The organism is Corallococcus sp. AB018, from assembly GCF_003986945.1.
Taxonomy (GTDB): domain Bacteria; phylum Myxococcota; class Myxococcia; order Myxococcales; family Myxococcaceae; genus Corallococcus; species Corallococcus exiguus.
The window spans coordinates 1-22,346 of the sequence record NZ_RAWR01000183.1 but is presented as its reverse complement, the minus strand read 5'-3'; the positions used below and the strand labels follow the sequence as shown (position 1 = coordinate 22,346).

Annotated in this window: 25 protein-coding genes; 5 read left to right on the top strand and 20 right to left on the bottom strand. The window is 70.4% G+C overall.

The genetic code is table 11. The features are described from left to right. From D7Y11_RS31490 to D7Y11_RS31475, 4 genes are all read left to right on the top strand, one after another. Positions 1 to 855, top strand: an 855-nt coding sequence (locus D7Y11_RS31490) for an alpha/beta fold hydrolase (RefSeq protein ID WP_306770476.1), incomplete at its 5' end; no start/stop codon positions are given. 38 nt (positions 856 to 893) lie between these two features. Beyond that, on the top strand, positions 894 to 1,832 hold the full coding sequence (locus D7Y11_RS31485) for a proline dehydrogenase family protein (protein ID WP_126935526.1): 939 nt from the start codon (positions 894 to 896) through the stop codon (positions 1,830 to 1,832). 3 nt (positions 1,833 to 1,835) lie between these two features. Then, the gene (locus D7Y11_RS31480; RefSeq protein ID WP_126935525.1) at positions 1,836 to 2,285 is read left to right on the top strand and encodes a hypothetical protein; all 450 of its coding nucleotides are present in this window, start codon (positions 1,836 to 1,838) and stop codon (positions 2,283 to 2,285) included. A gap of 139 nt (positions 2,286 to 2,424) precedes the next feature. After that, entirely contained in the window at positions 2,425 to 4,827 is a 2,403-nt protein-coding gene (locus D7Y11_RS31475; protein ID WP_126935524.1) for an ADOP family duplicated permease, read from the top strand. 15 nt (positions 4,828 to 4,842) lie between these two features. On the opposite strand, the gene D7Y11_RS31470 is transcribed toward D7Y11_RS31475, so the two are convergent. The 12 genes from D7Y11_RS31470 to D7Y11_RS31420 all read right to left on the bottom strand — a co-directional run bounded on the left by D7Y11_RS31470 (position 4,843) and on the right by D7Y11_RS31420 (position 15,202). Next, the gene (locus D7Y11_RS31470; protein WP_126935523.1) at positions 4,843 to 6,636 is read right to left on the bottom strand and encodes a thiamine pyrophosphate-requiring protein; all 1,794 of its coding nucleotides are present in this window, start codon (positions 6,634 to 6,636) and stop codon (positions 4,843 to 4,845) included. Positions 6,637 to 6,761: 125 nt separating this feature from the next. Next, a complete protein-coding gene (locus D7Y11_RS31465; RefSeq protein WP_126935522.1) occupies positions 6,762 to 7,106 on the bottom strand; it encodes a monovalent cation/H(+) antiporter subunit G in 345 nt (114 codons plus the stop codon). Next, the gene (locus D7Y11_RS31460; protein ID WP_120576928.1) at positions 7,103 to 7,390 is read right to left on the bottom strand and encodes a monovalent cation/H+ antiporter complex subunit F; all 288 of its coding nucleotides are present in this window, start codon (positions 7,388 to 7,390) and stop codon (positions 7,103 to 7,105) included. Before D7Y11_RS31460 ends, D7Y11_RS31465 begins: the two co-directional genes overlap by 4 nt. A gap of 14 nt (positions 7,391 to 7,404) precedes the next feature. Continuing rightward, a complete protein-coding gene (locus tag D7Y11_RS31455; protein WP_126935521.1) occupies positions 7,405 to 7,902 on the bottom strand; it encodes a Na+/H+ antiporter subunit E in 498 nt (165 codons plus the stop codon). Beyond that, positions 7,899 to 9,266: a complex I subunit 5 family protein gene (locus D7Y11_RS31450; RefSeq protein WP_121753570.1), complete on the bottom strand. Its 1,368-nt coding sequence runs from the start codon at positions 9,264 to 9,266 to the stop codon at positions 7,899 to 7,901. Before D7Y11_RS31450 ends, D7Y11_RS31455 begins: the two co-directional genes overlap by 4 nt. Then, entirely contained in the window at positions 9,266 to 9,634 is a 369-nt protein-coding gene (locus D7Y11_RS31445) for a sodium:proton antiporter (RefSeq protein ID WP_120576925.1), read from the bottom strand. The genes D7Y11_RS31450 and D7Y11_RS31445 overlap by 1 nt, the downstream gene beginning before the upstream one ends. Beyond that, the gene (locus tag D7Y11_RS31440; protein WP_120576924.1) at positions 9,631 to 10,074 is read right to left on the bottom strand and encodes an MnhB domain-containing protein; all 444 of its coding nucleotides are present in this window, start codon (positions 10,072 to 10,074) and stop codon (positions 9,631 to 9,633) included. The genes D7Y11_RS31445 and D7Y11_RS31440 overlap by 4 nt, the downstream gene beginning before the upstream one ends. Next, a complete protein-coding gene (mbhE, locus tag D7Y11_RS31435) occupies positions 10,071 to 12,356 on the bottom strand; it encodes a hydrogen gas-evolving membrane-bound hydrogenase subunit E (protein WP_126935520.1) in 2,286 nt (761 codons plus the stop codon). The genes D7Y11_RS31440 and mbhE overlap by 4 nt, the downstream gene beginning before the upstream one ends. A gap of 138 nt (positions 12,357 to 12,494) precedes the next feature. Further along, a complete protein-coding gene (locus tag D7Y11_RS43930) occupies positions 12,495 to 12,785 on the bottom strand; it encodes a DUF4276 family protein (protein ID WP_199753826.1) in 291 nt (96 codons plus the stop codon). 3 nt (positions 12,786 to 12,788) lie between these two features. After that, positions 12,789 to 13,109 carry a hypothetical protein gene (locus D7Y11_RS43925; protein WP_199753825.1) on the bottom strand — a complete coding sequence of 107 codons (321 nt, stop codon included), beginning with the start codon at positions 13,107 to 13,109 and terminating at the stop codon, positions 12,789 to 12,791. Continuing rightward, the gene (locus tag D7Y11_RS31425) at positions 13,103 to 14,311 is read right to left on the bottom strand and encodes an AAA family ATPase (RefSeq protein WP_126935519.1); all 1,209 of its coding nucleotides are present in this window, start codon (positions 14,309 to 14,311) and stop codon (positions 13,103 to 13,105) included. Before D7Y11_RS31425 ends, D7Y11_RS43925 begins: the two co-directional genes overlap by 7 nt. Positions 14,312 to 14,320: 9 nt before the next feature. Next, positions 14,321 to 15,202, bottom strand: coding sequence for an AAA family ATPase (locus D7Y11_RS31420; RefSeq protein ID WP_126935518.1), 882 nt, complete (start codon positions 15,200 to 15,202; stop codon positions 14,321 to 14,323). 187 nt (positions 15,203 to 15,389) lie between these two features. Here D7Y11_RS31420 and D7Y11_RS31415 point away from each other — a divergent pair, with 187 nt between their 5' ends. Next, entirely contained in the window at positions 15,390 to 15,938 is a 549-nt protein-coding gene (locus D7Y11_RS31415) for a hypothetical protein (RefSeq protein ID WP_126935517.1), read from the top strand. A 3-nt stretch (positions 15,939 to 15,941) separates the two neighbouring features. Here the strand turns inward: D7Y11_RS31415 and D7Y11_RS31410 are convergent, their stop codons facing one another. The 8 genes from D7Y11_RS31410 to D7Y11_RS31375 form a co-directional block, all read right to left on the bottom strand. Beyond that, positions 15,942 to 16,346, bottom strand: a complete 405-nt coding sequence (locus D7Y11_RS31410; protein ID WP_233596991.1) for a cytochrome C oxidase subunit IV family protein — start codon at positions 16,344 to 16,346, stop codon at positions 15,942 to 15,944. Between the two features lie 11 nt (positions 16,347 to 16,357). Further along, the gene (locus D7Y11_RS31405; protein ID WP_126935516.1) at positions 16,358 to 16,987 is read right to left on the bottom strand and encodes a cytochrome c oxidase subunit 3 family protein; all 630 of its coding nucleotides are present in this window, start codon (positions 16,985 to 16,987) and stop codon (positions 16,358 to 16,360) included. After that, a complete protein-coding gene (locus tag D7Y11_RS31400; RefSeq protein ID WP_120576919.1) occupies positions 16,977 to 18,584 on the bottom strand; it encodes a cbb3-type cytochrome c oxidase subunit I in 1,608 nt (535 codons plus the stop codon). The genes D7Y11_RS31405 and D7Y11_RS31400 overlap by 11 nt, the downstream gene beginning before the upstream one ends. After that, positions 18,565 to 19,596 carry a cytochrome c oxidase subunit II gene (gene coxB / locus D7Y11_RS31395; protein ID WP_126935515.1) on the bottom strand — a complete coding sequence of 344 codons (1,032 nt, stop codon included), beginning with the start codon at positions 19,594 to 19,596 and terminating at the stop codon, positions 18,565 to 18,567. Before coxB ends, D7Y11_RS31400 begins: the two co-directional genes overlap by 20 nt. Beyond that, a complete protein-coding gene (locus tag D7Y11_RS31390; protein ID WP_121753578.1) occupies positions 19,593 to 19,952 on the bottom strand; it encodes a hypothetical protein in 360 nt (119 codons plus the stop codon). The genes coxB and D7Y11_RS31390 overlap by 4 nt, the downstream gene beginning before the upstream one ends. Then, positions 19,949 to 21,139 (bottom strand): hypothetical protein, encoded by a 1,191-nt coding sequence (locus tag D7Y11_RS31385; protein WP_126935514.1) that lies wholly within the window; start codon positions 21,137 to 21,139, stop codon positions 19,949 to 19,951. Before D7Y11_RS31385 ends, D7Y11_RS31390 begins: the two co-directional genes overlap by 4 nt. Next, positions 21,136 to 21,999, bottom strand: a complete 864-nt coding sequence (locus tag D7Y11_RS43920) for a cytochrome c (RefSeq protein WP_199753824.1) — start codon at positions 21,997 to 21,999, stop codon at positions 21,136 to 21,138. The genes D7Y11_RS31385 and D7Y11_RS43920 overlap by 4 nt, the downstream gene beginning before the upstream one ends. Next, on the bottom strand, positions 21,996 to 22,346 hold a 351-nt coding region (locus D7Y11_RS31375), incomplete at its 5' end, for a DUF3341 domain-containing protein (RefSeq protein WP_126935513.1). The genes D7Y11_RS31375 and D7Y11_RS43920, both read right to left, overlap by 4 nt.

The following is a 22,346-nucleotide window of genomic DNA, read 5'->3' as shown; positions in this document are numbered from 1 at the left end:
GCCCCGCCCCGCCCGCCGCCGCCGCGGGTGCCGGACGTGGAAGACATCCAGCGCGGGTATGAACGGCTGGACTGCGAGGAGCGCGTCGTCCGGGGCACGGCGGTGCGGCTGTTCACCTTCCCCGGGGGCAACAGGGATGTATCACGCACGGTGGTCTGTCTTCCGGGGCTGGGCGCCAGTGGCCGGTCGTTCGCGCCCATGGAGCCGCTGGCACAGGCGTGGAACCTCCTGTTGTGGACGCCGCCGCTGAAGACACCGGCGACCCATACGCCGCTCCAGTGGAACCTGTCGGTGCTCAACCACCCGGAGGCGGGGCTGCCGGAGCGCTTCGCCTTGATGGGGTCCTCCTACGGCAGCCTGCTGTCCATCGCGTATGCGTTGGAGCACCCCCAGCGGGTGAAGGCGCTGGTGCTGGTGTCGCCGGTGGCCAGCGTGCGGAAGATCCGGAGGCTGGCGTTGACGCTGTCCACGCTGGTGCGGGCGCCCCGGCCGCTGGCGTATGTGTTCGCGCCCACGGTGGCGCGGGTCATGGGAGGCCGGTGGCTGCCGGCGGAGGGGCGGGCGGAAATCGTGCGCGAGGCCCGGCGCATTTCGCCGCTGGAGCTGATGCGGCGGCTGCGTGACATCCTGGCCGCGGACTTCCTGCACCGGTTGCAAGAGCTGCGCGTGCCCACGCTCGTCATCGAGGGGGGCCGGGACCTGCTGGTGCCGCCCGCGGCCGCGCGCGACGTGGCGGCGCATGTGCCGGGCGCCCGGCTGGAGTTCCTGGAGGCGGCCAGTCACCTGCCGTACATGAGCCACCCGGAAGCGTTCAATGAACGCGTGTCCGACTTCCTCTCGCGGCACCCTGACTGAACAGGCGTTATCTCTAGTCGCGGGGGGAACACATCCACATGACCACGGCCGCAGACCAGCTGTCCCGCTCCGCGCTGCTGTTCCTGTCGCGTCAGTCCAACCTGAAGGACGTGGCCACGCGGCTCAAACCCTTTCGCCAGCTGGCGTCCCGCTTCATCGCGGGAGAGACGCTGGAGGAGGCGGTGGACGCGGTGAAGGCCCTCACGGCGAAAGGGCTGATGGCCAGCTTCGACCATCTCAACGAAGCGGTGCGCTCACCCCCGGAGACTCGCGACGAGGTGAAGCAGTACCTGCGGTTGCTGGCGCGCATCGACCAGGTGGGCGTGCGGGCCAACGTGTCGATGAAGCTCACGCAGTGCGGTCTGTTGTTCGACCGGAACCTGGCGCTGCAGAACGCGCGGGCGGTGGTGGCGGACGCGACGGCGCGGGACTCGTTCGTGCGCGTGGACATGGAGGAGAGCGCCGTCACGCAGGCAACCCTGGACATCGTGCGGGACCTGCACTCGGAGTTCGGCGAGCGGCACGTGGGCGCGGTGCTCCAGAGCTACCTGCGGCGCACGGAGGAGGACGCGAAGGCCCTGTGCGCCGAGCGCGTCCGCATCCGGCTGTGCAAGGGGGCCTACCTGGAGGGTTCCGACGTGGCGTTCCCGGACAAGAAGGACGTGGACGCGAACTTCGTGCGCTGCATGCGCATCCTCCTGGACAGCGGCGTGTATCACGGCATCGCCACGCATGATGAGCGGATGATTGACGCCACGTTGGAGTACGCCGCGCGTCAGCATCTGCCCAAGGGCGCCTTCGAATTCCAGATGCTGTATGGCATCCGGCGCGACCTCCAGGAGCAGCTGGCGAAGGACGGCCATCCGGTGCGTGTCTATGTCCCGTATGGGAAGCACTGGTATCCCTACTTCATGCGCCGGCTGGCGGAGCGTCCGGCCAACCTGTGGTTCGTGATGCGCAACCTGATGAAGGGGTAGGCCATGAGGAATCCATACGCCGCCGCATATGTCGCCGGGGCCGTGGGCACCGGCGCCCTGGGAGCGCTGGTCGCCGTGCGCAATGCCTCGCTGGGCCGTCCGCCGCCCTACTCCGCGCGCAACATCGCGCGGCACGTGCTGAGCCGGCTGTTCGGGCGGAAGCTGTCCCGGCGGGAGGCGGCGGACTGGGCCTTCGCGCTACGCGCGGGCTATGGCCCCCTCTTGGGGATGGGCTGGGGCCTGGTGCGAAGGCGCACGTCGAAGTGGTCCCTGCCGCACAGCGGTGTCCTGCTGGGCCTGGGCGTGCTCGCGTTCGAGCGCATGGCCTTTCCCCTCTTCAAGGCGACGGCCTCGGAGAGCAGCTGGACACGCGAGGAGCACGCCTGGCTGTTCGCGCAGACGGCGCTGTTCGGCGTGGTCACCGAGGCGACGATGCGCTGGCTCACGAAGTAGGCCGTTTCACGGAAGTGGGACGGTCGTTCCCAGTTCCGGTCAGGCCCCGGGGCTGCGTGCTCCGTCCGGCGGAGGAAGGCCGTGCGTGGCATCCTCGTTGCTACACGCGCGTCCTCGTCCCCCCACCCCTGACAGGTCCATGCTCTTGCACGAAGTCCGGCGCACGTTGCGCTCGATGGCCCGGGAGAAGCTCTTCACCGCGGTCGTCGTGTTGACGCTCGCGCTCACCATCGGTGCGACCACGGCGGTCTTCAGCGTCGTGTACCCGGTGCTCTGGCAACCCCTGCCGTATCCGGAGTCGGAGCAACTGGTCCGCCTCTTCCAGGCGACGACACCGGGCGCGGGGGCCGGGCCGCACAAGGACCGCACCCGCGTGAGCCTGCCCGTGTGGAACGCGTGGCGCGAGGGTGCCCGGAGCTTCTCCGGCATCGAGGGCGTGCGGGTGGCGAAGCAGCTGCTGGGCGGAGCGGGGCTGGAGGCGCGGCTGACCGTGGGACGCGCCTCCTCGGGGCTGATGCCCCTGCTGGGCGGCCAGCCCGCCCTGGGGCGGCTCTGGGGGACGGAAGGAGAAGTTCCGGGCCGCGACCGCGAGCTGGTGCTGACCCATGCGCTGTGGCAGCGGCTGTATGGGGCGGACCCCGCCGTCCTGGGCCGGAGCGTCCTGCTGGACGACACGTCGCACGTCATCGTGGGCGTGCTGCCGGAGGACTTCCGCTTCGAGCCGGAGGTGGAGGCGTGGAAGCCCCTGGCGCTGGATGTGCTCAAGGACGGCGGCAATACGCTGCGCGTCGTGGGCCGGATGCGTCCGGGCGTCTCCCTGGAGCAGGCCCGGGGGGAATTGCTTCCGCTCACGCTCGCCGCGGCGGACGTCCCGGGCGAGCCACGGGTGGGGGTGCACGTGGAGCCCCTCCACGCGTACTTCGTCGAACAGTCCCTTTCGCAGCTCCAGATCGCGGCCGGGGCGGCGGTGCTGCTGTTGCTGTTGGGGTGCTCGAACCTCACGAACCTGCTGCTCGCGCGGGGCAGCGCGCGGATGCACGAACTGTCGGTGCGGCTCGCGCTGGGAGCGACCCGGTGGCAGCTGGTCCGGCAGGTGTTCGTGGAGAGCGCGGTCCGGGCCGCGTTCGGTGGCGTGGGTGGGTTGCTGCTCGCGCTCTGGGGGCGGGGCCTGCTCACCCTCTTCATTCCAGGCTGGTTCGTGTCCGGACCGGGGCTCGAGCCCTCCCTGCTCGGCATCGTCGCGGCCGTGTCGCTGGCGACGGCGGTGCTGGTGGGGGTGCTGCCCGCGCTCCACGCCTCGCGCGGAGAGGCCCGGGCCGTGCTCGCGCCGATGGTGCGCGGAGGGCGCGGCGCGACGTCCCTGGGCTGGGCGCGCTCGGCGCTGGTCGTCGCACAGCTGTCCCTGGCGCTGGTGCCGCTGGTGGGCGCGGGGCTCATGCTGCGCACGCTGTGGAAGCTCCAGGCCGTGCCGCTGGGCTTCGAGCCCGAGCACGTCACGGTCGCGGAGGTGTTCTTCCCGCTGGAGCAGTTCCCCGATGAGGCCCGGGCCTCGGCCCTGGCCCAGGCGCTCATCGCGCGGATGGAGACGCTCGCCGGCGTGGACTCGGCCGGGCTCACCGCGGCGCTCCCCTTCTCGGGTGAAGTCTGGCGCGAGACGGCGGGCTTCCACATCGTGGGGATGCCCCCGCCGTCCGGGATGCCTCCCCGAACCGGTTACGTTCCGGCCAGCGCGGGCGCGTTCCGGGCGATGGGCATCGCGTTGAAGCAGGGCCGCCTCATGGATGCTGGCGACACAGCGGATCATCCCCCCGTGGTGGTCGTCAGCGAAGCCTTCGCGCGCCGGTACCTCCCGGGCCGGGAGCCGGTGGGTGTCCGGCTCCAGTTGGAAAGGGACGCGGCGCCCCGGGAAGTCATTGGCGTCGTCGGGGACGTGCCCATGGAGCGCATCTCGGTGGCGCCGTCCGGGGACCTCTACGTCCCGCTGGGCCAGGACATGCGCAAGAGCCTGAACCTGGCGGTGAAGTCCTCGCTGCCGGCGCCCCAATTGCTGGCGCTGCTACAGGAGGAGGTCCGCGCAGCGGATCCGAACCTGCGGCTCCTCAACGTCCGACCGCTGGACCGCGTGGTGGAGGCCGGCTCCGCCCGGGTGCGGGTGCTGGGCGGACTGCTGGCGGCGTTCGCGCTGCTGGGCGCGGTCCTGGCCTCGGTGGGGCTGTATGGATTGCTGGCCTTCTGGGTGACGCAGCGGACGCGGGAGCTGGGCATCCGGAGCGCTCTGGGCGCGACGCCTCGGGGACTGCTCCGGCTGGTCGTGACCCAGGGATTGCGGCTCACCGGCCTGGGCCTCGCCGTGGGGCTGCTGGGCGCGGGGCTGCTGGCCCGCGCGCTCTCCGCGATGCTGTATGGCATCACGCCCCACGACCCGCTCATCTTCGTGGGAGCGCCCGCGCTGCTCTTCCTCACCGCGCTGGCTGCCAGCTGGATTCCCGCGGTCGCCGCCACGCGTGTCTCCCCTGCCGAGGCCCTCAAGCAGGACGCCTGAGGGCCCTGCCCCACGTCAGGACTTGTTGCCCTTGTGGGGGAGGAGGTTCTCCACCATGTCCTTCATGGACTGCTTGAGGAAGCCGCCCGCGTCCGGGTCGCCCTTCACGACGGCGGAGGCGAACATCTTCGCCTGCTCCACGGTGATGTGCGGCGGCAGGGGCGGCACGTCCGGATCCACGTAGGCCTCGAAGACGACGGGCCGGTCCGCGGCCAACGCTTCATCCCATGCGGCCGCGAGCCGGTCCGGCCGGTCCACGCGGATTCCCTTGAGGCCCAGGGACTCGGCGTATTTCGCGTAGGGGAAGTCCGGCAGCTCCTGCGACGCGGCGTACTTCGGGTCGCCAGCCATCGCCCGCTGCTCCCAGGTCACCTGGCCCAGGTCTCGGTTGTTGAGCACCAGGACGATGAGGCGCGGGTCCTTCCACTCCTTCCAGTACTTCGCCACGGTGATGAGCTCCGCGTTGCCATTCATCTGCATGGCGCCGTCGCCCACCACCGCGAGCACCGGGCGGTGCGGGAACGCGAACTTCGCGCCCAGGGCGTACGGCACGCCGCAGCCCATGGTGGCCAGGTTGCCGGACAGGGACGCCATCATCCCCTGCCGCACCTTCAGGTCGCGCGCGAACCAGTTCGTGGAGCTGCCGGAGTCCGCCGTGAGGATGACGTCCGTGGGCAGCTTCGGGGACAGCTCCCAGAACACTCGCTGCGGGTTGAGGGGGTTCGCGTCGTTCATGGCGCGCGCCTCCAGCACCTTCCACCAGCGCGCCACGCCCTTCTCCACGCCCTCGCGCCAGCTCCGGTCCTCCTTGCGCTTCAGCAGGGGCAGCAGCGCGCGCAGCGTCTCCTTCGCGTCGCCGACGAGCCCCACCTCCATGGGGTAGCGAATGGAGAGCATCCGGCCGTCCAGGTCGACTTGAACGCCGCGCGCCTGGCCCTCCGGCGGAAGGAACTCCGAGTAGGGGAAGCTGGTCCCCACCATCAGCAGCGTGTCGCAGTCCTGCATCAGGTCCCAGCTGGGCTTCGTGCCCAGCAGGCCGATGGAGCCCGTCACGAAGGGCAGCGCGTCCGGCAGCACCGCCTTGCCCAGCAGCGCCTTGGCCACGCCCGCGCCCAGCCGGTCCGCGACCTCCAGCACCTCGACCTCCGCGTTCATGGCGCCCGCGCCCACCAGCAGCGCCACCTTCTTGCCCGCGTTGAGGACGTCCGCGGCGCGGCGCAGGTCCGCGTCCTGGGGAATCACTCGAGGAGACGCGTAGCCCACGCTGGAGTGCACGGTGCCGTGCTTGCGCGCGGGTGGTTCGTAGGGCAGCTCCTGCAAGTCGTTGGGCAACACCAGACACGTCACGGTGCGCTCGCACCGGGCGATTCTCACGGCCCGGTCCAGCGTGTGGCGGATGGCGGAGGGCGCGGTCACCATGGTGACGTACTCGCTGGCCACGTCCTTGAAGAGAGAGGTGAGGTCCACCTCCTGCTGGTAGTGCCCGCCCAGGGCCGTGCGCGCCTGCTGGCCGACGATGGCCACCACGGGCTGGTGGTCCAGCTTCGCGTCGTAGAGGCCGTTGAGCAGGTGGACGGCGCCCGGGCCGGAGGTGGCCATGCACACGCCCACCTCGCCGGTGAACTTCGCGTGCGCGCAGGCGGCGAAGGCGGCCATCTCCTCGTGGCGGACCTGCACGAACTGCATTTCGGAGTTGCGCCTCAGCGCGCCCATCACGCCGTTGATGCCGTCGCCCGGGTAGCCGTAGACGCGGCGCACGCCCCACTGGATGAGGCGATAGACGAGGTAGTCGCTGACGGTGGCGCTCATGCGCGAGGCTCCTGGGCAGGGGGAGGTCCCTCGCGCATCAAGCTAGTGACCGCGGTGTGCCCTGGAGCCCGGGGGCATCCCGGTGCCCGTCCCGCCCTTCTGGGAGCGGGCCTGCGTGCGGGCGGCTACTTCCGCTCGTGGCCTTCCGGTTCGTGCCGGTGCCGCCGGCCCTTGTCGTGGGCGAGCTCCGGGCGCTTCTCCGCCAGCCAGGCGATGGCGTGGGCGGAGCTGGGGATGGTGAGCATCAGGAACGCGGCGACGAGCAGCCCTCGCAGGAGGAGCCAGCCGTCCGCCGTCGCCAGCGTGGCGCCGATGATGACCAGCGCCCCGCCGAAGGGCACCGCGCCCGCCGCGTGCACGCGCGTGAGCACCGAGGGCAGCCGGTACATGCCGATGATGGCGGCGGTGATGAAGCACAGGCCCAGCGCCACCAGGCCGTCGGCCAACCACTGCACCATGGCGGACATCATCGGCTGTCCTCCTCGTCGTGGAAGGTGCGGCCGTGGTGCAGGAAGCGGGCGCCGGCCACGGTCTGCACGTAGGAGAGCAGGGCCAGCACCAGGGCCGCGTCCAGGTAGCCGGCCTCGCCGCGTGTCGCGCCGTACAGCGCCAACACCGCGCAGATGACCAGGCCCAGGGTGTCCACGGACATGAGCATGTCCGCCGAGGACCGCTGGCGTGAGGCCAGCAGCACCAGCGCTCCCAGCAGGCCCACCATCCACACGATGGCCAGGGTGAAGAAGGTCTTGTGCATCGCAGGCCGCCTCCCTACGGGAACACCGCGCGCTGGTAGCGCTGGTAGAAGTTGTCCTGCTGCCGGATCAACCGGTCCGGATCCGACGCGTCCAGCGCGTGCATGCGCATCACGCGCTTCTTCCAGTCCAGCTCCAGCAGCACCGTGCCCGGGGACAGGGACATGACCCACGAGGACACCTGCACGCCGCGCGCGGTGCGCTCGCCCATGGGGACCTCCACGACGCCCGCGTGATTCGCACGGTCGGCGGGGCCGAAGATGACCGTGAGCACATGGAAACAACTCCGCGTCACCAGCACGGCCAGGGCCCAGCCGAAGCGGGGCAGGTGCAGCGTGCGGCGCCAGTGCTCGCGAGCACCCAGGACCGGGGGCAGGACCGCCAGGGGGAACAGGCGCATCACCCCCAGGGCCAGCACCGCGCCCAGCGAGAGGTCCACCGGGTGGAAGCTGCCCACCATCAGCGCGTACAGCAGCGCCAGGGACAGCATGTGCACGAGGGTGCGCGGGCTCATGGCAGCGTCCCCAGACCCTGGATGGCGTCGCGTCCGGCGCGCAAGAGCGGCTCCGGCCAGAGGCCCGCGGCGATGAGCGCGAGGGACAGCGCGTACACCACCGCGCCCGTGCCCCGGTGCAGGGCCGCGCCCTCCCTCAACCACCGCTCGCGCTGGTAGGCGCGGAAGAGGGCCAGGAGCGACAGGGCGCTCGCCAGCACCACCAGCCCCGCGAGCCAGGCATGCCCCTGCTCCAGCGCCGCTCGCAGCAGCCAGGCCTTGGACCAGAAGCCCGCGGTGGGCGGCACTCCCGCCGTGCTGAAGGCCGCCACCGAGTAGGCCCTGCGCGCCCGCTCGCCGCCCCGGTCCTGCGCCAGGAACAGCGCCGTCTTGTCCACGGAGCCCGCCAGCGCCAGCGCCACCGCCGCGCACAGGCCCTCGCGGCCATCCAGGCTCAGCGCGGCGATGATGAGCCCCGCGTGCGAGATGGACGCGTACCCGAGCACCTCGCGCGTGTCCCGCCGGGAGAGCGCCAGCACGGAGCCGTAGAGGATGCTCGCCGCGCCCAGGATTTCCAGCAGCGGCCGGGCCTGCGCCAGCACCTGCGGCAGCACGTCCACGCCGAAGCGCAACAGTCCATAGCTGCCGATGTTCGCCAGCGCTCCCGCGAGCAGCGCCGCCACCGTGGGGCCCGCGTCCCGGTACACCGCTGGCGCCCAGAAGTGGAATGGGAAGAAGCCCAGCTTCACGCCGAACGCGCACAAGAGCAGCGTGCCGGGCACCAGCAGCGCGAACGGCTCCCCCGCCTGTCCCCACGCGATGATGGACAGCATGTCCAGCGTTCCGGTGGTCAGGTACAGCATCACCACCGCCGTGAGGAACAACGAGGACCCCATCAGGTTCACCACCACGAAGGTGAACGCGGCGCGCAGGTTCCGGGGCTTCTCGCCATACGACGCCAGCGCGAAGGCGGACGTCATCGCCAGTTCGAAGAAGACGTAGAAGTTGAACGCGTCCGACGTGAAGAACACCCCCGTGAGCCCCGCGCCCATGAAGACCACCAGCGCGGGGAAGCTGCGTGACGTGATGCCTCCCGCCACGTGCTCGTACACGAGCGTGCCCAGCAGCACCGACGTGGACACCAGCGCGAACACGATGGAGAGCTGATCCGCGCGCAGGCGGATGCCCACGCCCACGGGCCAGTCTCCCGTGACGAACTGGGGCGCCTGCGCGCTCCAGGCCTGGGGCAACAGCCACACCGTGCACACGAGCGTGCCCGCGAGCCCCGCGATGGCCAGCCACGCCACCCACGCGCGGCGCCCGTCCAGGAACGCCAGCACCACGCCCAGCACCCACGGCAGGAGCAGTGGACCCCAGAGCGGCATCAGGAGTCCTCCTCCCTCTCCACGGCGTGCACGCGCTTGAGCTCCGCTTCCACCAACCGGTCCGTGCGCAACGAGCCGTGCGCCCGCTGCGTGCGGTGCACCAGCGTGAGCAGCAGCGCGGACACCGCGAAGCCGATGACGATGGCCGTGAGCGCCAGCGACTGGAGCACCGGGTCCGTCACCGGCCAGCCCTGCTGCACGCTCAGCGCCTCGCCGCGCTCCGGGAAGGAGCCCGCGAGGATGAGCAGGACGCTGGAGTTGGTGATGAGCACCGTGCCGCACGCCACGCGCACCAGCTCGCGCTCCAGCACCATGCGCACGCCGCACGCGAACAACAGGCCCACCACCAGGGACGCGATGAGGATCATGGTCCGGACTCCTCCTCCGCTCCCGTGCGCAGGGCGAAGCGGTCGATGACGGTGACCACCAGCCCGAAGACGATGAGCATCAGTCCTCCCTCGAAGATGAGCGCGGTGTGCAGGTGGAGGCCCCCTATGCCCAGCTCCGGCTGGTCCGGGCGGGGGAAGAGGCTCATGGGCGTGTAGCCCGCGAGCACGGGCAGGAACGCCGTGCCCACCACGAGCAGCAGCCCCACGCCCGCCAGCGGCGCCGCGTACCGCACCGCCACGTAGCGCCGGGCCTGGTCTCGACCCGCCACGACGTACTGGAGCAGCACCGCGAGGCCGGCGAGCGCCCCGGCCGGGAAGCCGCCGCCCACCGACGCGCCGCCCTTCAGCCAGAACGAGAGCGCGATGATCAACGACGGCCACAGCAGGAGGCGCGACAGGGGCGGGACGAAGGAGATCATGGCTTCTTCCCCTTCAGGGTCAGGAGGCTGGTGACGCCGAGCAGCGCCGCCACCACGACGGTCATCTCCCCCACCGTGTCCAGGCCCCGGAAGTCCGTGAGCACGGCGGCGACGACGTTGGGCGAGTGCGCGGCTTCCGCCAGCTGCACCGTGCGCGCGCCAACGCGGTCCGCATGGAGATGGGACAGGGCGCTCCAGCTCAGCAGGAATGCGCTCGCGCCCGCGACACTGGCCGCCAGGCGGTCGCGTCCGCGGGGGTTCTGGGCCTCGTGCTGGGCACGCGCGAGGCGGCCGCGGGGCAGCAGGGCCAACAGGCCCGCGAAGAGCAGCGTGAAGGTGGTCTCCACCAGCACGGAGGTGAGGGCCACGTCGGGCGCGGCGGCGAAGGCGAACACCATGGCCAGGCTGAAGCCCACGCAGGAGATGAGCAGCACCAGCCGCAGGTGACCCTTCGCGCGCAGCGTGGCCAGCGCGGCGGCGGACGCGAAGGCGAGCGCCATCACCAGCGTGATGTCCGCCCACCCCACCGGGCCCACCTTGAAGCGGTCGCGCAGCGGCGTCACGCCCAGCACCGCGAGGCCCAGCAGGCCCGCGGGCACCAGCACGGACGCCACGCGGTCGCGCAGGTCGCGCACCTCCTTCTCGTGCAGCCACGTGGACAGCCGGTCCAACTGGTGCAGCAGCAGGCGATAGCCTCGCTCGGCGCCTACGTGGGACGCGCCTTCCAGCACGCGGGAGAGCGCGGGCGTCCACGCACGGCGCGAGGCGAACAGCGCCACGCCCAGGACCCAGGCCCCCACGGCGAGCAGGTTCTCCGCGCGCGCATCCAGGTGGTACGCGAGCTCCAGCGTGGAGGGCTCGCCACGCATCGCCTCCGCGGCGGCGCGGGAGGGCGCGACCAGGAGCCCCGGCAGCACGCCGCCCAGGAGGATGGCCGCCGCGAGCACGGCCACGGGGGCCACGAGCAGGCGCGGTGCGGCGGGCACGTCCTGGCGCGGTCCACCGAAGAGGCCCCACCACAGGCGCAGCGTGTACGCGAGCGTCATGCCCGCGCCCACGAGCCCGGCCGCCATGAACGCGGGGCCCTCCTTCGCGAGCGCGTGGAAGAAGACTTCGTCCTTGAAGAAGCCCACGGTGAGGGGCAGCGCGGCGAGCCCCGCCGCCGCGACGGCGCTGGCGCCCGCGAGCACGGGGAGCGAGTGGCGCAGGCCGCCGACCTCGGACAGATTTTTCTTCCCGGTGACCTGGGTGATGGCGCCCGCGGTGAGGAAGAGGGCGGCCTTGCACGGCGCGTGGGCCGCCACGTAGAGCGGCGCGCCTTCCGAGCCCAGCGCCACCAGCACCAGGGCGTAGCCGTACTGCGCGATGGTGGAGTACGCGAGCACGCGCTTGAACGGATCCGCCACCAGGGCCATGAGGCTGCCCATGCCCAGAGACAGGAAGCCGATGGCGAGCAGGCCGTGGCGCACGTCCGTGGCGGGGGCGAACAGGGGATAGAGGCGCTGGAGGAGGAAGACGCCCGCGGCGACCATCGCGGCCGAGTGCAGGTACGAGGACACGGGCGTGGGCGCGGCCATGGCGCGAGGCAGCCAGAAATGGAACGGCACCTGCGCGCTCTTGCCCAGCGCGCCCACGGCCAGGCACACCAGGGCGCCGGTGGACGCGGGGTTCTGCGCCGCGCGTTCGAAGACGAGCGGCAGGGAGAAGGTGCCGTACTGGAGGCCCAGCGTCATGGCGCCCGCGAAGAAGACGACGGAGGTGGCGCCGGTGAGCACGAGCGACAGGAGCGCGGCGGCGCGCGACTCGGGGTCCTCGCGGTCGAAGCCGATGAGCAGGTAGGAGATGATGGTGGTGAGGTCCAGCGCCACGAAGAGCAGCAGCAGGTCATCCACGGTGACGAGCAGCACCATGGCGGCCATGAACGCGAGGAGGAGTCCCTGGAAGCGCACCTCGTCGCGAGCGGGACGGCCTTCCTCGTGGAGGTGGTGCGGCATGTACGCGCGCGAGTACAGGACCACGAGCGCGCCGATGCCGAGCGCCATCGCGGCATAGAGGCCGGACAGGCCGTCGCGAGTGAACTCCAGCGACAGGCACCAGGAGGGGGCCCAGGGGAGCACGAGGCGCGTGGGCGCCTGTGTTGTCCATTCACGGACCAGCGCCCCCATCGCGGCGAGCGCGCCCAGGGCGCCCATCCAGGCCGCGGCGCCCGGACGCCACCGGCCCGCGACATAGGCGAGCGGCGCGCACGCCAGGGCCAGGAGGATGGGCAGGAGGAGGGGCATGGGCGAAGAGGCCCACGTTAGGAGTGGCCCGCCGACGCAGGCACACAACCGTCAGCCCCGCGCGCGGAGCGTCACCCGCAGGTCACTCGCGGAGCCGGGGCCGTGCGCTGGTGGACACAGCCCCTCCGTTCCGAGGACTCAGGTCAGCAGCCCGTCCAGCACGGTGAACAGCCGCTCGCAGTGCACGGAACGGGCGCGCACGAGCGCGGGGTCCACCTTCCCCAGCAGGTCCGAGCAGTGCTCGATCTTGTGGTACCGGCCCTTCTGCGTCCCCTGGGTTGCCTTGTCCAGGGCGCCTTCGAGGACGGTCTTGGGAATGGCCTCGACGCTATTCGTCTTGGGAAGACTCCCGAGCGCGAAGCCCTTTCCGTAGTAACCCTGGAGCGCTTCGGGGTCCGCCATGAGCCATGCCTCGGCGGTCTGGACCATCAGCTAGCAGGAGTCGTCCGAAGCATTCTCGGGACGCTGCCATGGGTCGCGCGTCGCGAGATGGGCCCAGGGCGGCTTGCTCACCGGGCCTTCTGAATCAACGAGCAGGATGTTGAAGGCGGAAGGGTGATCCTTGAGTGCGTGCCTGAATCCATCAAAAGCGGCATCGCGCGGACCGCACAGGATGAGCTGCCAGCGGACATTTCTCCTCCTCGCGCGCTGGACGATTTCCTCGAAGAACTGACCGAATCCAGCCCTCAGTCGCGCCTTGCCGTAGTTGGTATTTCCGCCTCCCTCGATGTAGAGCCGGATCTCCTTCACCATCGGGTTCCCCCCAACTCGCCCATCCGCCAGACCTCCCCCAGGCTGTACCGCGACAACCACTCCGACAGCTTTTCCTTCTCCAAGCGCCGCAACACCGTTCCGCCCTGCTCCTGCTCGCAGACGACGACGGATTCTGGTTCCTCGGAGAGCGCGGAGACCAGCGTGTCCGAGTGGGTGGTCACGATGAGCTGCGTGCGCGTGCTCGCTTCGCGCAGGAGCCTTCCGATGACCGGCAGGATGTCGGGATGCAGCCCTAGCTCTGGCTCCTCGATGCAGATCAGTGGCGGCGGCGTCGGGTGGCACAGCAGGGTGAGCAGGCAGAGGTAGCGCAGCGTCCCGTCGGACAGGCGGGTCGCGGGAATCGGCGTGCTCAGGCCCTCCTCGTGGAAGTACACCTGGACGGTTCCGCCGGAGATCCTGACCGAGAAGTCCTCCACGCGCGCATAGAGGAGGCGAAGGTTCTCCAGCAGCGTCTTCTTCACACCCGGCCGGAACTCCAAGTCGTTGAGCACGAGCCCCAGGTTGCTTGCGTCCTCCAGCAGGAAGTCTCCCGGAAGGTCAGTTCGCTGCGGAAGACGTGGGGGCGTGTAACGGCCCAGGTTCCATTCCCGATGCAGCGAAATGAGCCCGAACCGGGTGCCTGCGAAAGTCAGTTCTGGGTACACATCCATGTCGCGCCGCTGAGAAAAAACGGACGCCTCGGAACTCAGTGAGCCCTTGGTCAGGCGCCGGAATTGCCGCCCCTTGGAGGCCCCAGGTCGAGTCGCCAGATCCGCCCGGACCGTGAGGACGGGAGCCCCACCGTTGAACTGATAGAAGTGCATGGGCTGCGGATCATTGTCGTCCGATCGCTCATTCGTGAGGAGCTCATCCACCAAGCTCAGTCGCTGCCCCTCCACCGTGAATGCCAACTGGTAGCTCAGTGGCATGACCCCTTCCGGATGGTCCAGAACGACTTCCAGCTTCGCGGTGGGCGGGCCAGGCTCTGTTCCGCCTTTCCACAGCCACTCCGTGACCCCTCCCCCTTCGCGGATGGGCGCCAGGAGATTGCCAGGAGTCGCCCGGAGGAGTCCCAGCGCCTCGATGAGGTTGGACTTTCCGGACGCGTTCGGCCCAATCAGGACGTTGAGTGCCCGAAGGGGGAAGGCTTCGGAGTCAGGTCCGAACGAAAGGAGGTTCCGGAGGCGGATGCTGCGGAGCATCCCGGCACTCTACAGCGAGTCCAGCAGCTCCCGGCACTCGCGGCGCCAGTGGAGCGCGGTGGCGGGCACGGGGCTCACGCGCACGGAGCCGTCCGCGGGCTCTCGTGACAACAGGCGCACCTCTTCCGGGCGCACGTGCTCCAGCAGGTCCGGCGAGTGCGTGGCCAACACCACCTGCACCGGCGTGCCTCCCGTGGACTCGCCTCGTGTCATGGCGCGCAGCAGCTCCAGCACCTCGCGCACCAGGCCCGGGTGCAGGGCGCGCTCCGGCTCGTCCAGCGTGAGCAGCTCCGGCAACGGGCGCTGGTAGGGCAGCACCAGGAACGCGAGCAGCCACAGCACCCCGTCCGACACGTAGTCGGGGCCGAACCACACGTCCGGACTCCAGCGGTCGCGGAAGCGCAGCCGGAAGGAGCGGTCCTCCAGGTCGCGCGCCACGTCCACCTCCGACAGCGACGGCACCCGCCGGGCCAGCTCCTGGGAGATGACGTCCCGCGTGGACATGGGCAGCGCCGCGAAGACGCTCGCGAGGTTGCCGCCCTTGCGCTCCAGCCAGGTCGCCTTCGCGGACGAGCCAGCTCCGCGCAGCGCCTCCATGCTCAGCGACAGCTGCTGCGTGGAGTGCCCCTGGCCGGGCAGCGTGTCCATCACACTGAACGGATACTCCACGCGCGTGCGGTCGCCGTGCGCGTACGTCCATTCGATGGAGAGCGGACGGGACTCATCCCGCCGCCAGAAGTCCGAGGGCTCGTACGCGAGCTGGTGTTGGAGCCCCTCCAGCACGGCGGTCTTCCCCGACGCCGAGGGCCCCACCAGGACGGTCAGTGGCTCCAAGGCGAGCTGCACGCGAAGCAGGCACCGGTAGTGCTCGAAGCGGACGGAGGCAATCACAGCTGGAAATCTAACGGCCTCCCCCCAGGGGCCGTCCATGGCTCCAAGCGGACCCAGGCTCCAACGTGGGGTGTCCTCCACGCCCTCCAGGCGGCCAGGCCCTTCCCCGGCGGGGTCTCCGCCACGGCCGAACCGGGTCCTCTCTCCGAGCGGCAGTTCCTACTCTCGACGATGAAGGGAGGGAAGGATGCGGATGCGCGGACGGCTCCAGGCGGTGGACCATGCGGTGGCGCCGTGGAACCCCGTGCGCGATGCCGTGCTCCCCGGTGCGCTGGCGGGAACGGTGGGCGCCTTCGCGATGACGGTGCTCGCCTGCGCGTTCGCGGCCGTGCTGCAAGGCGAGCCCTGGAGGCCTGCGCTCCTCGTGGCGGGGCTGTTCTTCCGCGGTGGCGCGGCCCAGGGAGCCGGCGCGGTGCTGCTCGGGCTGTTCATCCACTTCGCCGTGGCGGGTGGACTGGCCACGGGCTTCGCGCTCCTGCTGCCACGCCGGGGCACCGCCGTCGCGGCGCTCTGTCTGGGAATGCTCTACAGCCTGGGCCTGTGGGCCGTGATGACCCGGCTGATGATTCCCTTCGCTTCGCCACCCCTCGCGCGCGAAGCCTCCTCCGCGCTGCTGTTCCTCCTGCACATCGCGTTCGGCGCGGCGCTCGGCACAGTGCCTGCGCTCCGGGATGTCCTCACCCGCGTGGACCGGCTGCGGCGTCAACTCCACGCCCTGAGTACCTCCCCACCCTGACGCTCACGGCTCCCGAGGACCCGCGGGCTCCGGAGGCCTCGCGCTCCTCGGGTCCTCCATCGCTCCTGGCAGGGCCTCCACCGGGAACGGACCTGGGGGAATCGTGGGACGGAAGCGCGTGCGCGTCTCCAGCACGCACACCGCCAGCAGCACCGCCACGAACACCACGGACGTGAGCAGCACCAGCCCGTTGCTCGTGCGCTGCTCTCGCAGGTGCATGTAGAACAGGGCAATCAGCAGCCCCTTCGCCCCCGCGATGAGCAGTGCCACCGGCAGCGACCACGTGCCGTGCGGCAACTTGTGCAGCCCGTACGTCAGCGCCGTCAACGCGAGCAGCACCCCGCCCACGACCAGCACGCCGGCCACGCTCAGCTGACGCTCCGGCTTCTCCACCGCGTCCTCGGTCACGGGCCCGCTCCTCAGGACAGGTACAGGATGGGATAGACGAACAACCAGATGACATCCACCAGGTGCCAGTACATGCCGCCCAGCTCCACCGGCGTCGCGTACGCCGAGCCGAACGTCCCCGACGCGGACCGCACGCCCAGCACCGTCAGCACGCTCACGCCCACGGTCACGTGCAGCGCGTGGAAGCCCGTCAGCAGGTAGTACAGCGTGAAGAAGAGGCTCGCGCCCACGCGCGGCACCTCCGTGAACCGGTACGCGTCCCCCGGCAACCCGCCCTCCTTCACGTGGTGCGCGTACTCCACGCCCTTCACCCCCAGGAACACGACGCCCAGGAGCGCCGCCGCCAGCAGCAACGCGCCGCCCAGCCCCGGCCTGTCCTCCCGCACCGCATGCACCGCGAGCGCCACCACGATGCTGCTCGTCACCAGGATGAACGTGTTCAGCGTGCCCAACCCCACGTCCATCGTGAGCTGCGCCGCTCGGAACACCTCCGGGTACACCGAGCGATACACGCCATAGGCCGTGAACAACCCCGCGAACAGCAACACCTCCGTCGCGATGAAGACCCACATGCCCAGGTACGCCGCCTGCCGGCGCGCCCCCTCGGAGCCCCAGTGCTCCGTCACGGCCTCAGGCGGCATGCTGCACCTCCTCGCTCGCGTACTCGTGCGGACCGGTGGGGTACTCGGGCGGTGTGGAGAAGTTGTGCGTGGGCGGCGGGGACGCGGACCGCCACTCGAAGCCGTCACTACCCCAGGGGTTGGCTCCCGCGACCGCGCCATGCCGCAGGCTCCACGCCAGATACCCCGCGATGGCCAGGAACCCGAACGCCAGCAGTGATGCGCCCGCCGTGGACGCCACGTGCAGTGACTGGAAGTGCGGCGGATAGTCCGCGTACCTCCGGGGCATCCCCAGGTTCCCCAGCAGGAACTGCGGCACGAACGTGGCGATGAAGCCGAAGATGATCAACACCGCCGCGCCGTTGGCCAGCTTCGCGGGGAAGCAGCGCCCGGACATCTTCGGGAACCAGTAGTGCAGCGCCGCCAGGAACGCCATCACCGTCGCCCCCACCATGATGAAGTGGAAGTGCGCCACCACCGAGTACGTGTCGTGCCAGTGCAGGTTCAACGACGTGGTCGCGTACGCCACGCCAATCATTCCTCCGAAGAAGAGGAAGAACATGAACCCCAGCGTGTAGATGAGCGGCGACTCGATGGCGATGGAGCCCCGGTAGAGCGTGCCCAGCCAGGAGAAGATTTTTATCGCCGTGAAGATGGCCACCAGCATCGACATCGCGCCGAACGCGCCGGACCCGAAGGTGGACTGGCCGGACGCGAACATGTGGTGGCCCCAGGTGAAGAACCCCACGAACGCGATGCCCAGCGTGGAATACACAATCATCCGGTAGCTGAAGGCGTTCTTGCGGCTGAAGGCACACACCGCCTCGCTGATGACGCCCATCGACGGCAGCACCATGATGTAGACGGCCGGGTGGCTGTAGAACCAGAACAGGTGCTGGAAGAGGAGTGGGTCGCCTCCTCGCGCGGGGTCGAAGATGCCCGCGCCCACCACCCGCTCCAGCGCCACCAGCAGCAGCACCATGCCCAGCACCGGCGTCGCCAGCACCTGGATGATGGACGTGCCGTAGATGGCCCAGACGAACAGCGGAAGCTTCATCCACGTCAGGCCCGGCGCGCGCAGCGTGTGCACCGTGGCGATGAAGTTGAGCCCGGTGAGGATGGTGGAGAACCCGATGATGAACACGCCCACCAGCACCGGCAGCACCGCCGTGCCCGTGGTCGTGCTGTAGGGCGTGTAGAAGGTCCAGCCCGTGTCCGCGCCGCCCTCGAACATGCCCCACAGCGCGATGCTGGCTCCCAGCACGTAGAGGTACACGGACGCCAGGTTGAGCCGGGGAAAGGCCACGTCCCTGGCGCCAATCATCAGCGGCACCAGGAAGTTGCCGAAGGCGGACGGGATGGCCGGAATCATGAACAGCCACACCATGGTGACGCCGTGGAGCGTGAACATCCGGTTGTACGCCAGGTGCCCCATGATGGTGCGGCCGGGCGTGAGCAGCTCGATGCGCAGCGCCAGCGCGAACAGGCCGCCCACGAGGAAGAAGAAGAGCGTCAGCCCCAGGAACATCACCCCGATGCGCTTGTGGTCGTGCGTCGTGAGCCACGACCACACGGTGCGCCCGTCCGTCAGGTAGGACTCAGCGGCCGGTGGGGACATAGACAGGCTCCTCGGCCGCGGTGACACCCGGGCGCAGGGGACGCAGGGACTTGATGAACTCCACGAGCGCGCCGGTGTCCTCCGCGCTCAACCGGCTGTGGTAGCCCGGCATCACGGGCGCGTAGCCAGCCACCACCTTCGCCAGCGGATCCATCATGGACTCGGTGAGGTACGCCTCGTCCGCGAGCACCGCGCCGCCGCCCTCCAGCGGCTCCTGCCTGCCGTACAGCCCCAGCCACGTGGGGCCGATGTGCGGCGCGCCCGTCACCGTGTGGCATTGCAGGCAGCCCTGCGCGGCGGCGATGCGCTCGCCCCGGACGGCCATGGGCTCGGCGGTGTTGGCGCCGGGCAGCGCGGCCACGGGGAGGTTGCGGCGCTGCGCATCCCGCCAGGCTTCGAAGTCCGCGGGTGGCAGCACCACCACCTCGCCGCGCATCTGCGAGTGGTCCAGCCCGCAGTACTCCGCGCACAGCACCTGATGGCGGCCGGGCTTCGGGGCTTCGAACCAGAGGTCGGTGTAGCGGCCGGGTATCGCGTCCCGCTTCATGCGGAAGTCCGGCACGTAGAAGGAATGGATGACGTCCCGCGAGGTGAGCAGCAGACGCACGGGCCGGCCCGCGGGCACCACCAGCGTGTCGATGGCGCTGGGGCCTCCGGGATAGGTGAACTTCCACATCCACTGCTTGCCGGTGACGTACACGTCCAGCGCGTCCTGGGGCGGGCTCATCACCCAGACGAACTGTTTGAAGCCCAGGACGAACCAGAGCAGGAACAGCGACAGCGGCACGCCGATGAACAGCGCCTCCAGCCACGTGGGCGCCACCACTCGAGGCGTGGGGTCCGACGCCGTGCGCCGGCGGTAGCGCACGAGGAAGAAGAGGCCGACGGCGCCAATGCCCATCCCCACCGCCAGCGTGGTGAGGAGCAGGACGAAGTGCAGGTGGTCCACCTTCACGGCGAAGGTGGAGCCCTGCTCCGGGAGGAAGAAGAGGCGGCGCAGCAGCTCGTTCATCGCGCGCCCCCTTCACCTTCGGAGATCAGCTGCCGCATGGCCGCGTCGATGGGCTGGTGGATGACGCCCGCGTCCACGTCCACCCAGCCGTAGCCGTCCAGCCGCTCGCGCTGCCGTGCCTTCAGCGCGTCCGCGCGCCGGTCCAGCGAGAAGGGGGCCTGGTCGAGCATGCCCACCTGAAGGGTGCTCGGAGGCATGGGGAGGGGGCGCTCGGATTCGGGACGCCAGAGGATCCACAAGGCCCACGCCGCGACGCTGGCCGCCGCGAGCAGTGCCAGCGCCACGGCTCCGACGCGCAGCAACCAGGCGGTGGGCAGCCGCTCCAGCTCCGGAGGTGGTGGACGGGCTTCGCTCATGGCGGACGCACCTGGAGCGAGTGGACGAGATACGGATCCGCCACGGGCACGGGATAGGCGCCACGCGAGAGCCAGAGTGCCGCCGCCACGGACAGCCCGCCCACGCCCAGCCACGCGGTGAGCGCCGTCCAGGGAACGAAGACGCGCTCCGGGGAGAGCGAGGGGAACAGCAGCCACGCCACGTCCACGGCGTGCATCCCGAGCAGCCACAACGCCACGGCCCCCAGCACTCGCGGACGCGTCTTGAGCTCGCGCGACAGGAGCAGGGCGAAGGGGATGACGAAGTGACCCAGCACCAGCACGAGCGACAGCACGCCCCAGCCGCCCTCCAGGCGAACGCGGTACCAGCTCACCTCCTCAGGCAGGGCGGCGACCCACATGAGCATGAACTGCGAATAGGCGATGTAGGCCCAGAAGCAGACGAAGGCGAACATCAGCGTGCCCAGCCGGTGGTAGTGGCCCGGGGACATCAAGCTGCCGAAGTGCTGTGTGCCGCGCGTGGCCGCGCCCGCGATGATCATCAAGGCCAGCGCGCCCACGAACGCACCGGAGAAGACGTGGACGGCGTAGACGGTGGACTGCCACGTCGCCTCCAGCGACATCATCCAGTCCAGCGTCATGAAGGAGAACGTGAGACCCAGCGCGGGCAGCGAGCCCCCGCCCAGCCGCCGCTGCCACAGCGTCCAGCGCACGTCGCCCGTCGCGTCCTGGCGCACGGACCAGCGGTGCAGCAGGTGGCCCACCAGTCCCCAGGTGAGGAAGTACAGCGCGGCGCGCACCAGGAAGAAGGGCACGTTGTTGTAGAGCCGCCGGTGTTCGAGCACGTGCAGCGTGTGCTCGCCCAGGTCCGCGGACGGCGCGACCCACGGATACAGGTGCCGCATTCCCAGCGCGAGGGGCACGAACAGCACGAGGAACAGCGGCGCGGTGGCCGCCGTGACCTCCAGCGCGCGACGCAGCACCACGGGCCAGCGCGCCTTTGACGCGTGGAAGGCGGCGAGCAGCAGCAGCGCGCCCAGACACAGGCTCAGCCAGTAGGAGAAGCCGAAGAGGTAGCCCGCGAGGGCCTGACGCACGTCGAGGAAGGCGCCGACGGCAGTGGCGGCAAGCCCTACGACGCCGAGCGCCGCGCTGACGCCCAGCACGCGCTGTCCGCCCTCGAAGCGTGGGAGCACGGGAGGCGTCATGGTGCTCCGACCTCCTGGCGCAGCCGCGCCTGCACTTCGGGCGGTGCGACGGTGAGCGGCGCGCGCTGGCTGCGGCCCAGGGCTCTCAGGTACGCGACCACGGCCCAGCGTTCATGGGGCGTGAGCTGCGGTCCGTACGCGGGCATCACGCCGAAGCCCTGGGAGATGACCGCGAAGTAGAAGCCCAGCGGGTGCGGCAGGTCTCCCGTCGTGGAGGGCTCGTTGAGCCGTCCTTCCATCGCGAGGCCTCGTGGCCCCACGAGCGCCACCTGCCGGGCCCGCGCCGCGTCCGCGTCACTCACCTTCACGCGTCCCGCGTCCGGCACAGCGGGCCGCCCCGCATCGGCCGTGTCCCTCACGGCGCCCCACCCGTCCACTCGCTGGGGCAGCGGGAACGCATCCGGCCCCACCCTCGCGGTCACGGCCTGCGTTCCCGTGTACGGGGCCTCGCCCTCCACGACGCCGTAGACCACCTGGCTCGCGTGGTCGTGCGGCACGAACAGCCCGGGCGGCCGGCGCTGCGGCATCTTCCGGGCCACGATGGCGTCCCCGTCTCCCGTCAGCCCGTGGCACACCGCGCACCAGGTCTCATAGGCCGTGCGCCCCTCCTCCAGCAGCTGCCGGGTCAACGGCACCGGCACGGCCTGAAGCCAGGTCCCTTCCGCCGTGAGCCCCTGCGTGTCCCCACGCGTGCGCCACTCCCGAGCCACCGTCCCCGGCACCAGGGGGCGCATGGCCCGGCCGTCGTCGAAGAACTCGCTCGCCCCGAACGCCTCCGCTCGCGGCTGTGACGCCATCGGATCCGTGTCGTCGCACGCGGCCATCCCGCCCAGCAGCGCCATGAGCGTCCAGCGCTTCATCGCGCTCCCTCCGCCACCACCGACACCTGCCGCGCTCCCAGCTCGCGCAGCGCCGCCTCCACCTTCGGCGCGTCCTCCCCGTCCACCGCCACGCTCGCCCAGAAGCCGTCCACGGACGCGCTGCGGAAGGACTCCACGTCGAACACCGGGTGCGTCACGTGCGGGAAGCCGAAGAGCAACATCAGCGCGCCGAACACCGTCAGCGCCGCGCTCAGCACCGCCAGCTCGAACGTGATGGGCAGGTTCGTGGGCACGCTGTGCAGCGGCCGGCCTCCCACGTTCAACGGATAGTCCACCGCGTTCGTGAACCACTGCGTGACGTACGCGAACGCCGCCCCTCCCAACCC

Excerpts from the sequence above, each read along its gene's own strand:
- D7Y11_RS31485 (WP_126935526.1), top strand. The coding sequence starts at position 894 with ATGACCACGGCCGCAGACCAGCTGTCCCGCTCCGCGCTGCTGTTCCTG.
- D7Y11_RS31480 (WP_126935525.1), top strand. The coding sequence starts at position 1,836 with ATGAGGAATCCATACGCCGCCGCATATGTCGCCGGGGCCGTGGGCACC.
- D7Y11_RS31475 (WP_126935524.1), top strand. The coding sequence starts at position 2,425 with ATGCTCTTGCACGAAGTCCGGCGCACGTTGCGCTCGATGGCCCGGGAG.
- D7Y11_RS31470 (WP_126935523.1), bottom strand. The coding sequence starts at position 6,636 with ATGAGCGCCACCGTCAGCGACTACCTCGTCTATCGCCTCATCCAGTGG.
- D7Y11_RS31465 (WP_126935522.1), bottom strand. The coding sequence starts at position 7,106 with ATGATGTCCGCCATGGTGCAGTGGTTGGCCGACGGCCTGGTGGCGCTG.
- D7Y11_RS31460 (WP_120576928.1), bottom strand. The coding sequence starts at position 7,390 with ATGCACAAGACCTTCTTCACCCTGGCCATCGTGTGGATGGTGGGCCTG.
- D7Y11_RS31455 (WP_126935521.1), bottom strand. The coding sequence starts at position 7,902 with ATGAGCCCGCGCACCCTCGTGCACATGCTGTCCCTGGCGCTGCTGTAC.
- D7Y11_RS31450 (WP_121753570.1), bottom strand. The coding sequence starts at position 9,266 with ATGCCGCTCTGGGGTCCACTGCTCCTGCCGTGGGTGCTGGGCGTGGTG.
- D7Y11_RS31445 (WP_120576925.1), bottom strand. The coding sequence starts at position 9,634 with ATGATCCTCATCGCGTCCCTGGTGGTGGGCCTGTTGTTCGCGTGCGGC.
- D7Y11_RS31440 (WP_120576924.1), bottom strand. The coding sequence starts at position 10,074 with ATGATCTCCTTCGTCCCGCCCCTGTCGCGCCTCCTGCTGTGGCCGTCG.
- mbhE (WP_126935520.1), bottom strand. The coding sequence starts at position 12,356 with ATGCCCCTCCTCCTGCCCATCCTCCTGGCCCTGGCGTGCGCGCCGCTC.
- D7Y11_RS43930 (WP_199753826.1), bottom strand. The coding sequence starts at position 12,785 with ATGGTCCAGACCGCCGAGGCATGGCTCATGGCGGACCCCGAAGCGCTC.
- D7Y11_RS43925 (WP_199753825.1), bottom strand. The coding sequence starts at position 13,109 with ATGGTGAAGGAGATCCGGCTCTACATCGAGGGAGGCGGAAATACCAAC.
- D7Y11_RS31425 (WP_126935519.1), bottom strand. The coding sequence starts at position 14,311 with ATGCTCCGCAGCATCCGCCTCCGGAACCTCCTTTCGTTCGGACCTGAC.
- D7Y11_RS31415 (WP_126935517.1), top strand. The coding sequence starts at position 15,390 with ATGCGGATGCGCGGACGGCTCCAGGCGGTGGACCATGCGGTGGCGCCG.
- D7Y11_RS31405 (WP_126935516.1), bottom strand. The coding sequence starts at position 16,987 with ATGCCGCCTGAGGCCGTGACGGAGCACTGGGGCTCCGAGGGGGCGCGC.
- D7Y11_RS31400 (WP_120576919.1), bottom strand. The coding sequence starts at position 18,584 with ATGTCCCCACCGGCCGCTGAGTCCTACCTGACGGACGGGCGCACCGTG.
- coxB (WP_126935515.1), bottom strand. The coding sequence starts at position 19,596 with ATGAACGAGCTGCTGCGCCGCCTCTTCTTCCTCCCGGAGCAGGGCTCC.
- D7Y11_RS31390 (WP_121753578.1), bottom strand. The coding sequence starts at position 19,952 with ATGAGCGAAGCCCGTCCACCACCTCCGGAGCTGGAGCGGCTGCCCACC.
- D7Y11_RS31385 (WP_126935514.1), bottom strand. The coding sequence starts at position 21,139 with ATGACGCCTCCCGTGCTCCCACGCTTCGAGGGCGGACAGCGCGTGCTG.
- D7Y11_RS43920 (WP_199753824.1), bottom strand. The coding sequence starts at position 21,999 with ATGAAGCGCTGGACGCTCATGGCGCTGCTGGGCGGGATGGCCGCGTGC.